Below are 9270 nucleotides of genomic sequence, written 5' to 3' on the forward strand. Positions count from 1 at the left end.
TTCTAAGGCGAAGGCTACAGAGGAGAAGCGGAGGAGTCCTGCACCCGGCCCGGCCGTGTCGGAAGCGGCCCGCTTGCCGGGCGCTGGACCGATCCCCTACAGTAGGCATACCCCTAGGGGTATCTGACGAACGAAGGAGAATCCCATGTGCAGCCCCGCAACGTGCCCCACCTGCGGCAAGGTGACCTGGACTGGCTGCGGCCAGCACGTCGACCAGGTGTTCGCGGACGTCCCCGAATCCCGCCGCTGCCCCGGCCACGACCAGGCTCCCGGCTCCGGCCCCGGCCTGCTGGGCACATTCCTCTCCTGGCGGTGAGCGGCCGGGAGCCGCACGCCTCCGCGTCCGACGCCGGCCCCCTCCTCGCGCTCCCGGCCGCCGGGCCGCGGGCCCTCCCCTCGAGGTGGTCGGTCCTGAGGACCTGGACGGGTGCCAGGCGGGCCGCCGCCGCGGCGGCAGCGGCCCTCGCGGCGGCCGCCCTGGTCTTCGCCAACGGCGCCTTCGATGCCGCCCCGTTCCCGGGTGCCCTCTGGACGGTCGCCCCCGTCTGGACGGTGGCCCTCGTGGCCGCCGGCTCGGCCGCGTTCGGGCTGCTCGTTGGCAGCCTCGTCATGGCCCCCATCGGGGCCGAGGCGACCGCGTGCGATGTCCGCGGGCCGCTGTTCGGGATGACGGGCCTGCTGCTGGCCACGACGCAGAGCCGCTCGAGCCTGCTCGTCCAGCTGTTCGCGGGCCTGCCCCCGGACACGATCCGCGCCGTGGTCCAGCCCGCGGTGGGCGCCGCCGCCGTCGCGCTCATGGTGGCCGCGCTCTCGGCGCGATGCCGGCTCGAACGCGACGCCCTCGCGGATTCGGCTGGCACCCAAGCCTGCGCGACCTGCGCGCCGCTGTTCCCACACCGCCCGCACCCCTAGCCGCGAGCGCCCCCGGCGGGAACCCCGCCGGCGGCCCTACGGGATCTGCGGCGCCTGGGCCTTTGCGGCGAGCAGGCCGAGGAGGAGCCTGTCCCGCTCGGCCAGCACGGCACCCCAGTCGCGGCCCTCGAGCTCGGCGGCGACGCCCGCTGCCATCGTCGCGATGTAGTCGTCCGTCTCGGGGTACTCGCCCAGGTCCGCAGCCCACTCCCGCATGGCCGGCCCCAGATGCTCGAGGAAGTGGGTGATCCCGCCGTCCCCGCCCCCGGCGTGCATCGTGAGGAACGGCCCCAGCAGCGCCCATCGGAGGCCCGGGCCGTACGCGATCGCGGTGTCGATGTCCGCGACGCTCGCCACCCCGGTGCTGACCAGGTGGAACATCTCCCGCCAGAGGGCGTCCTGCAGGCGGTTGGCCACGTGCCCCGGGACCTCGCGGTTGATCCGGATGGGCTTCTTGCCGATCCCGGTGTAGAAGGCCAGCGCGCGGTCCACGCTCTCGAGTGCCGTCTGCGCCCCGCCGAGCACCTCGACGAGCGGAATGAGGTGCGGCGGGTTGAACGGGTGCCCGAGCACGAGCCGCTCCGGATGCCGCATCCCCTGCTGCGCCTCCGAGACCAGCAGTCCCGAGGACGAGCTCGCGATGAGGACCTCCGCCCCGGCACCCTCTTCGATCTCGGCGAGGATGGCGCGCTTGAGCTCGAGCCGCTCGGGCCCGTTCTCCTGGACGAAGTCCGCACCACGGGCCGCCTCGGCGATCGAGGGTGCGAACGCAAGGCTGTCGTGGGGGGCGCCCGCGTCCCCGCCCACCGCCTCGGCGCCGAGGGCCGCGAGGGTGGGCCAGAACGCGTCGACGTGGGCGCGGAGCCGGTCCTCGGCACCCTCGGCAGGGTCCGAGGCCGCCACGCGGAAGCCGCGGGAGAGGTAGTAGGCGGCCCAGCTCGCGCCGATGGTGCCGGCGCCGATCACGGCGACCGTCCCCGGGATCGTGGGGGTCATTGCGGTCCTTCCATGGGTCAGAGCGCCTTCACGGCGCCGAGGACCTTGGTGAGGGAGTCCTTCGCGTCGCCGAACAGGAGGGCGGTCTTGGGGTCGTAGAGCAGCTCGTTCTCGATTCCGGCGAAGCCCGGCCGCATGGACCGCTTGAGGAAGACCACCTGCTTGGCGTCGGCGACCTCGAGGATCGGCATGCCGTAGATCGGCGAGCCGGGCGTGGACTTCGCCGCGGGATTGACCACGTCGTTCGCGCCCACCACGAGCGCGACGTCGGCCTGCCGGAACTCGCCGTTGACCTCGCTCATCTCCTTGAGCGACTCGTACGGCACGTTCGCCTCGGCCAGGAGGACGTTCATGTGCCCCGGCATGCGCCCTGCCACGGGATGGATCGCGAACTCGACGTCGATCCCCCGGGCCTCGAGGGCGCCCGCGAGCTCTGCCGCGGTGTGCTGGCCCTGCGCGACGGCGAGCCCGTACCCGGGGACGATGATGACCTTCTGCGCGTACCCGAGCAGCACGGCGACGTCCTCGGGGTTCGAGGAGCGCACGGGGCGGTCCGAGACGGCGGTGGAACCCGCCGTCGACCCTCCCCGGAACGCACCGAACATGATGTGCACGACGCTGCGGCCCATGGCGGCGGCCATGAGCCGGGTGAGGATCGTGCCGGACGCCCCGACGAGCGTGCCGGCGACGACGAGGAGCACGTTGCCGAGCACGAGGCCGCTCGCGGCGACGGCCAGCCCCGTGAACGCATTGAGCAGCGAGATGACGATCGGCACGTCCGCACCGCCCACGGGCAGGACGAGGAGGACGCCGGCCACGAGCCCGAGGGCGAGGAGCACGACGGCGAGCGGCATCGAGCCCGTGGCGACCACGGCCCCGGCCGCGACGAGCGCAGCGAGCAGCACGGCGCCCATGAGCACGGGCAGGCCGAGGAAGGTGACGGGCCGGGTGGTCATGAGCTCCTGGAGCTTGGCGAACGTCACGGCCGAGCCGGCGAAGGAGACGGCGCCCACCAGGAGCGTGAAGACGATCGCGAGCCGCACCCAGCCGTCCCCGGGCCCGTCCGCGTGGGGCAGCTCGAGCAGTGCCACGAGGGCCGCCGCGCCGCCGCCCACGCCGTTGAAGAGGGCCACGAGCTGCGGCATCTGCGTCATCTTGACCCTGCGGGCGACGGGCGCCGCGACCGCCGCGCCCACCGCGATCGCGCCGAGGATCCATGGGATGTTCGCGAGCCGGCTCGAGAGGAACACGGTCACGAGGGCGATCGCGGCGCCGAGGGCGCCGACGAGGTTGCCGCGGCGGGCGTGCTTCGGCGAGGACAGGCCCTTGAGGGCCAGGATGAAGCAGACGGCCGCGGCGAGGTAGAGCAGGGCCGTCCACGTCGGGTCGAGGAGTGGCGCCAAGGCGGTCACCGGGCCTCCTCCTTCGATCCGGGGGCCGGCCGCCGGCCCTTGAACATCTCGAGCATCCGGTCCGTCACCACGAACCCGCCCACGAGGTTGGCCGTGGCGAGCACCACGGCGAGCAGCGCCACCGCGAGCACCCACCCGTCCTCGGCCTGCCCCGCCACGACGATCGCGCCCACAAGGATGATCCCGTGGATCGCGTTGGCCCCGGACATGAGCGGGGTGTGCAGGATACTGGACACCTTCGAGACCACCTCGAAGCCCACGAACACCGCGAACACCAGGATCGTGAGCACCTCCACGCCGCCCATCAGCCGGCCCCTTCCTCGATCTCGTCCGCGCCGCCCGGGGGGCCCTCCCGCCGTGCCGTGCCGGCGCCGACCGTGCTCCCGCCGGCGCCGCCGGCCGGTGCGGTGGCCGCAGCGGTGGCCGCAAGGGCAGCGAGCGCCTCCGCCGTCGGCTCGTGGCGCACCTCGCCCGCATGCGTCAGGCACGCGCCGGCCACCACCTCGTCGTCGAAGTCGGGGCTGATCTCGCCCCCGTCGCCGGGGCCGCGCGGGACGAGCAGCTCGATGAAATTGGCGACGTTCTTGGCGTACAGGCGCGAGGCGTCCGCCGGCATGGTCGAGGCGGCGTCCTTGAGTCCGACCACGGTGACCGCGCCGGCGCCATCCGCCGTCGGCACGGCCACGTCCTCACCGGGGACGGAACCCTCCACATTGCCGCCGGACTCGGCGGCCATGTCCACGACCACGGAGCCGGGCCGCATCGCCGCGACCATGTCCCGCGTCACGAGCAGCGGCGCGCGGCGCCCGGGGACCGCAGCGGTGGTGATGAGCACGTCGGCATCCGCAACGTGCGGTGCGAGGAGCCGGCGCTGGAGGGCGCCGCGGTCGGCGGAGAGCTCCCGGGCATACCCCCCGGCCGCCTGCATGGCCTCGGCGGAGTCGACGTCGAGGTGGACGAACGTTCCGCCCATCGAGGCGACCTCGTCCGCGGAGGCGGGGCGGATGTCGTTGGCGGAGACGCGCGCGCCGAGGCGCTTGGCGGTGCCGATGGCCTGGAGGCCCGCGACCCCGGCACCGAGCACGAGCACCTTGGCCGGCGGGATCGTGCCGGCCGCGGTCATGTAGAGCGGGAAGAAGCGCGGGAGCCGGATCGCGGCCTCGAGCACGCAGCGGTAGCCGGTGACGAGGGCCTGCGAGGTGAGGGCGTCCATGGACTGCGCGCGCGAGATCCGCGGGACGAGCTCGAGCGCGAAGGCAGTCACGCGGGCGTCCGTGAGCGCGCGGACCGTCGGCAGCTCGGTGGACGGCGAGGCCAGTCCCACGGTGACGGTGCCCGGCCGGAGGGCCGCGGCGGTGGCCGGATGGAGCGGCCGGACGTGGGCCAGCAGGTCCACGGCGGCCAGATCGAGCGCGGGCACCACCTCTGCCCCGGCCTCGGCGTAGGCGGCGTCCGCGTGCCCGGCGGCCGCCCCGGCGCCGGACTCGACCGAGACGTCAAGCCCCTGGGCCAACAGCTGCCGCACCGTCTCGGGGGTCGCGGCCACGCGCCGCTCGCCGAGGAGGCGTTCTCTCGCGATGCCCACCCTCACGTGCACACCTCCGCTCCGGCGGCGCACCGTGGCCGCCTGAGCCAGAGTCTATGCGCCCCTGCGCCGGTGTCTACGCTCCGGCTCCCTGTCCCGCCTGTCCGGCGATGTTGACGAGCCAGGCGATGCCGAACCGGTCGGTGAGCATGCCGAACGTGTCGCCCCAGATGGCCTTCTGGAGCGGCATCGCCACGGTGGCACCCTCGGCGAGCCTGTCCCAGTAGCCGCGCAGCTCGTCCTCGGTCTCCGGGCCGCCGCTGAGCGAGACCGAGAAGTTGTTGCCGGGGTGGTACTCCATGCGGGAGGGGGTGTCCGAGGCCATGAGGGTGAAGCCGCTCGGCGTGGTGAGCTGCGAGTGCATCACGAGGGGCCCTTCGGAGGGATCTGTCGCGGCATGCAGGTCGTCGAAGGTGGAGATGCTCAGCTCCCCGCCCAGCACCGACTGGTAGAACGTCATGGCGTCCCGGGCATTGTCCTTGAAGCTGAGGTAGGGGTTCAGAGTGGCAGGCACAGTGTGGCTCCTCGCAAGAGATCTGACGCTGACCCTCAGGACACTACGACGCGCCGCCGGCAGTTGTCAGCCGTCGAACGGCCCTATCCGGCGAGGCGCTCGAGGTGGGCAACGACGGCGGCCCGCTTGGGCGAGCGGGGCGGGAGGAGGCTGAGCGCGGTCCGCCACGCCTCGGCGTCGTCCGCCGCCTCCGGGAGCCGGAGATAGTGGAGCACGACGTCGACGGCGGCGCTGCCCACCACGGCCTCCCGCAGCGTCGCGGACAGTTCCTGGCGCAGCTCCGTGATCGCCGGCGCCTCGGAGCGCGGCAGGAGCTGGCCCGCATAGGCGCCGAGCGCCTGCCGGTGGGAGCCGCGGGCGAGGAGCGCGAGGGCGGTCATCGAGTCCACCTCGAGGCCCTCCACCCGGTAAGGGCGGGAGAGCAGCGTGACCCCGGTCCCCGAGGCCTCCAGGACCTTGCGCAGCCGCACGAGCTCCGCGCGCAGCGTCACGGGCGGCACGGGCTGGGAGTAGAGCCGCTCGGCCAGCTCCTCGGCGGTGAGCCCGCGCGGATTCCCCGCGAGCAGCACGAGGATCTCGGAGTGCCGCACACTCAGGTTCAGCTCGCGTCCACCCCAGCGCAGCACACCCTGGTCACGGCCGGTGACGGCGAGCACCGCGCCGACGGGCCGCTCGGCCCTCTCGATGCGGGGCTTCCGCTCCGGCCCGAGGGCCCGGAGCCGCTCCTCGACGGCGGCGACGGTCGCCCTGAGCCAGGGCAGCGCGTGACCGCCCACGGCCTGCTCTCCCCCCGTGATGTCCACGACGCCCAGCGTCTGGCCGGTGCCGGGGTCGCGGATGGGCATCGCGGTGCAGGAGAAGGCCTCGACGAGCGGGCTGAAGTGCTCGGCGCCGTGGATCTGTACCGGACCGCCCGTGGCGACGGCCGTGCCGGGGGCGGAGGTGCCGATGCTCGCCTCGGACCAGTCGGCGCCTTCGAGGAAGGCCATGCGCTCGGCGCGCCGGCGCACCGAGGCGTCACCGCCGAGCCACAGGAGCCGGCTGCCCGCATCGCCCACGGCCACGAGGATGCCGGAATCCCGGGCAGGCTCGACCAGCAGCTGGTCGATCACGGGCATCACGGGTGCGAGGGGATGCTCGGCCCGGTAGGCGTCGAGTTCGCCCTCGTCGAGGATGCTCGTGACCACCGCGTCCTCGCGGCGGGGGTGCACGGCGAGGGAGCGGCGCCACGAGTCAGCGACGACAGGGCGCGCCGATCCGTCTTCCCCGTCCGCGGGGACCAGATCGGGTGCCGACTGCACCTGGTTCGCACGCACGCCCACCCACTCCTTCATGTGTGCCGTGGGTCACAAGTGTACCGGCCAGGACCCGCAATCCGGTCGGCGCGACGTTGCGACGACGTTGCATCCGGGCCCGCCGGGGTCTTGCCGGACCGACCCATCCCCTCGGACCGCTCTGCTCGGACCGATCCCCTCAGGCGCCGTGCGCGGTGCGGTCGACCACGAGCGCCTGCGCCGCGGCCTCGCGGATCTGGGCGATGGCGCTGCGCACCGCGTCGAGGTTCGGCAGCCCGGTGAGGTCGGTGAGGACCTCCCCGGCCGGCCCGGTCATGCGCAGGCGGTAGGAACCGCGCCTGGCGGGGTCTCGGAGTACTTCGAACGTGGCGCTCATCACTCACCTGTCTGCACAGCACTGTGCTCTTCCGAAAATGTGACAGTGCCAGTCTCATTCAGCCGCACGAGTGTGACCAAGGCCAAAGGTCACATATCGGCATCCGGTCTGGGCCTGCCCGCTACCCGCCGGCGATCGACTGGATGACGAGGACTTCCTGCCCCGCGGCCACCGGGGTGGCCAGGCCGTGGCCGCGACGCACGTCCTCGCCGTCCACATAGACGTTGACGTGGCGGCGCAGCTCGCCCCGCTCGTCGCGGAGCCTCCGGCCCAGCACGGGGTAGTCGCGGCCGACGGCGTCGAGCGCCTCCCGCACGGAGGCCGCCTCGGCGTCGGGAAGCTCGAACTGGGTCCTCCCCCCGCTCGCGGCGGCCAGGACGGAGGGGACGACGACGGTGACCGGCACGCCTAGGCCGCCGGGCCGGCGTCGTGCGTCACCGATTCGCGGGGGCTGAGCTCGGCGGCCCGTACGCACAGCACGTCGGGCAGGTGCGCGAGAACCTCCTGGAAGGCCTCCCCCTCGTCGGCGCTCGCGTACACGGATCCGCCGCGGGTGCCGAAGTAGACGCCCACCGGCTCCGCCGTGTCGACGGAGGCGGCGTCGCGGAGCACCGTGTTCCAGTCCGGCTCGGCGAGTCCCGCGGTCAGGCTGCGCCACGTCTCCCCGGCGTCGTCGGTGCGGTGGACGGCGAGGCGGCCGGCCGGTGCGACCCGCTCCCAGTCCGAGACGAGGGGGACGACCCACGCCGTGCCGCCGCGCCGCGGGTGGGTGAGCATGACGAACCCGAAGTCGGCCGGCAGCCCGTCCGCGATGGACACCCACGTGTCCCCTCGGTCATCGCTGCGGTAGACCCCGCGGTGGTTCTGCGCGTACAGGCGCCCCTCGGTGTCCGCCGCGATCTTGTGGACGCACTGCCCGACCTCCGGGCTCGGGTCCGGCAGGAAGTAGGCCGAGATGCCGTGGTTCCGCGCGGTCCAGCTCGCGCCGGCGTCGGTGCTGCGGTAGACCCCGCCGGCGCTGATGGCGACGTGGACCTGCCCCGGATCCTCGGCGTCGGGCACGATCGTGTGCACGGCGGCGCCGCCGGCACCGGGCGCCCACTGGTCCCTGTCGGGGTGCTCCCAGAGGGCGCGGTTGAGCTCGAACGTCTCGCCGCCGTCCGTCGACTTCCACACCGAGATGGGCTCCGCGCCGACCCAGACCACGTCCGGGCGGTCCGAGGAGTCGGGCTGGATCTGCCAGATCCGCTCGACGGCGGCATCCGTGCCCTCGGGGAACACGACGGAGCCGTGCTCGGGCTCGGTCCAGGTGGCGCCGAGATCGTCCGAGTGCACGACGGTCGGCCCGAAGTGCTCAGAGCGGACGCCCACGAGCAGGCGCGTCCGGCCGCCGCGGGTGTCGATGGCGACGGAGGGGATCTCCTGCATCAAGAACTGGGGCTCGGCGACGGTCCAGGTTCTGCGGTCCTCGCTCGTGGCGAGCCAGAGCCCCTTCTTGGTCCCGACGGCGAGGAGGAAGCGCGGCGTGGTCATCGCACCATCACAGCATCGGGGCAGCGGCGCAGCAAGGGTTCGGCGTCCACGAAGTCACTACGGCCGGAGGTAGGCAGGCCTAACCTCCGGCGGTACTGTCTTTCCTAGGACCCCAGGCTGCCCCGGAGTGCGTATTCCCCCAATTGCGCGCTCCGGGGTCTTTTGTGTGGTGTGGTGGTGGGTGGTGTTTTAAGTGCGGGAGCCCCCCGACCCTGGTGGGTTGGGGGGCTCGACCGTGTGGTGTTGTCCGGCGGTGTCCTACTCTCCCACACCCTGGCGGGTGCAGTACCATCGGCGCTGTGGGTCTTAGCTTCCGGGTTCGGGATGGGTCCGGGCGTTTCCCCCACGCTATGGCCGCCGTAACCCTGTGACCCTGCCCGCCCCGGGTGGGGGTGGGTGGGTGGTCTGTGGTCACGGTTGTCCGTGAAGTGGTTATTCGGTTGTGGTGGTTCCCGGTGCCGTGCCCCCTGGTTTGGGGGGTGGGGTTTGTTGTCTGGGGACCGTATGGTGGACGCGGAGCATTGTGTGGTCTGCACCACGCCCCTTTGGGGGGTGGTGTGTTGAGGTTGTCGGCCTATTAGTACCGGTCGGCTTCGCGAGTCTTCAGTCCTCGCTTCCACGTCCGGCCTATCAACCCAGTGGTCTGC

Annotated in this window: 11 protein-coding genes and 1 rRNA gene; 2 read left to right on the forward strand and 10 right to left on the reverse strand. The window is 72.9% G+C overall.

Annotation, left to right across the window (positions count from 1 at the left end; translation table 11 throughout):
• Positions 1 to 145 precede the first annotated feature (145 nt).
• The gene (locus J2W21_RS10695) at positions 146 to 316 is read left to right on the forward strand and encodes a hypothetical protein (RefSeq protein WP_307114500.1); all 171 of its coding nucleotides are present in this window, start codon (positions 146 to 148) and stop codon (positions 314 to 316) included.
• Positions 313 to 912, forward strand: coding sequence for a hypothetical protein (locus tag J2W21_RS10700; RefSeq protein WP_307114501.1), 600 nt, complete (start codon positions 313 to 315; stop codon positions 910 to 912). The genes J2W21_RS10695 and J2W21_RS10700 overlap by 4 nt, the downstream gene beginning before the upstream one ends.
• A 36-nt stretch (positions 913 to 948) precedes the next feature.
• Here J2W21_RS10700 and J2W21_RS10705 read toward each other — a convergent pair whose 3' ends face one another.
• The 10 genes from J2W21_RS10705 to rrf form a co-directional block, all read right to left on the reverse strand.
• Positions 949 to 1908, reverse strand: a complete 960-nt coding sequence (locus tag J2W21_RS10705) for a 3-hydroxyacyl-CoA dehydrogenase NAD-binding domain-containing protein (protein WP_307114502.1) — start codon at positions 1906 to 1908, stop codon at positions 949 to 951.
• A 17-nt stretch (positions 1909 to 1925) separates the two neighbouring features.
• Positions 1926 to 3320: an NAD(P)(+) transhydrogenase (Re/Si-specific) subunit beta gene (locus J2W21_RS10710; RefSeq protein WP_307114503.1), complete on the reverse strand. Its 1395-nt coding sequence runs from the start codon at positions 3318 to 3320 to the stop codon at positions 1926 to 1928.
• Positions 3317 to 3625 carry an NAD(P) transhydrogenase subunit alpha gene (locus J2W21_RS10715; protein WP_307114504.1) on the reverse strand — a complete coding sequence of 103 codons (309 nt, stop codon included), beginning with the start codon at positions 3623 to 3625 and terminating at the stop codon, positions 3317 to 3319. Before J2W21_RS10715 ends, J2W21_RS10710 begins: the two co-directional genes overlap by 4 nt.
• Complete coding sequence (locus J2W21_RS10720) at positions 3625 to 4911, reverse strand: Re/Si-specific NAD(P)(+) transhydrogenase subunit alpha (RefSeq protein ID WP_307114505.1); 1287 nt, start codon at positions 4909 to 4911, stop codon at positions 3625 to 3627. Before J2W21_RS10720 ends, J2W21_RS10715 begins: the two co-directional genes overlap by 1 nt.
• Before the next feature lie 70 nt (positions 4912 to 4981).
• Positions 4982 to 5419: a VOC family protein gene (locus tag J2W21_RS10725; RefSeq protein ID WP_307114506.1), complete on the reverse strand. Its 438-nt coding sequence runs from the start codon at positions 5417 to 5419 to the stop codon at positions 4982 to 4984.
• Positions 5420 to 5502: 83 nt separating this feature from the next.
• Positions 5503 to 6735: a GAF domain-containing protein gene (locus tag J2W21_RS10730; protein WP_307114507.1), complete on the reverse strand. Its 1233-nt coding sequence runs from the start codon at positions 6733 to 6735 to the stop codon at positions 5503 to 5505.
• A 157-nt stretch (positions 6736 to 6892) separates the two neighbouring features.
• Complete coding sequence (locus tag J2W21_RS10735) at positions 6893 to 7090, reverse strand: hypothetical protein (protein WP_307114508.1); 198 nt, start codon at positions 7088 to 7090, stop codon at positions 6893 to 6895.
• 121 nt (positions 7091 to 7211) lie between these two features.
• On the reverse strand, positions 7212 to 7496 hold the full coding sequence (locus J2W21_RS10740) for a MoaD/ThiS family protein (protein ID WP_307114509.1): 285 nt from the start codon (positions 7494 to 7496) through the stop codon (positions 7212 to 7214).
• Between the two features lie 2 nt (positions 7497 to 7498).
• On the reverse strand, positions 7499 to 8623 hold the full coding sequence (locus tag J2W21_RS10745; RefSeq protein WP_307114510.1) for a sialidase family protein: 1125 nt from the start codon (positions 8621 to 8623) through the stop codon (positions 7499 to 7501).
• 245 nt (positions 8624 to 8868) lie between these two features.
• A 5S ribosomal RNA gene (gene rrf / locus J2W21_RS10750) occupies positions 8869 to 8985 on the reverse strand.
• Between the last annotated feature and the right edge of the window lie 285 nt (positions 8986 to 9270).

This window comes from Sinomonas atrocyanea (assembly GCF_030811715.1).
GTDB classification, from domain to species: domain Bacteria; phylum Actinomycetota; class Actinomycetes; order Actinomycetales; family Micrococcaceae; genus Sinomonas; species Sinomonas atrocyanea_A.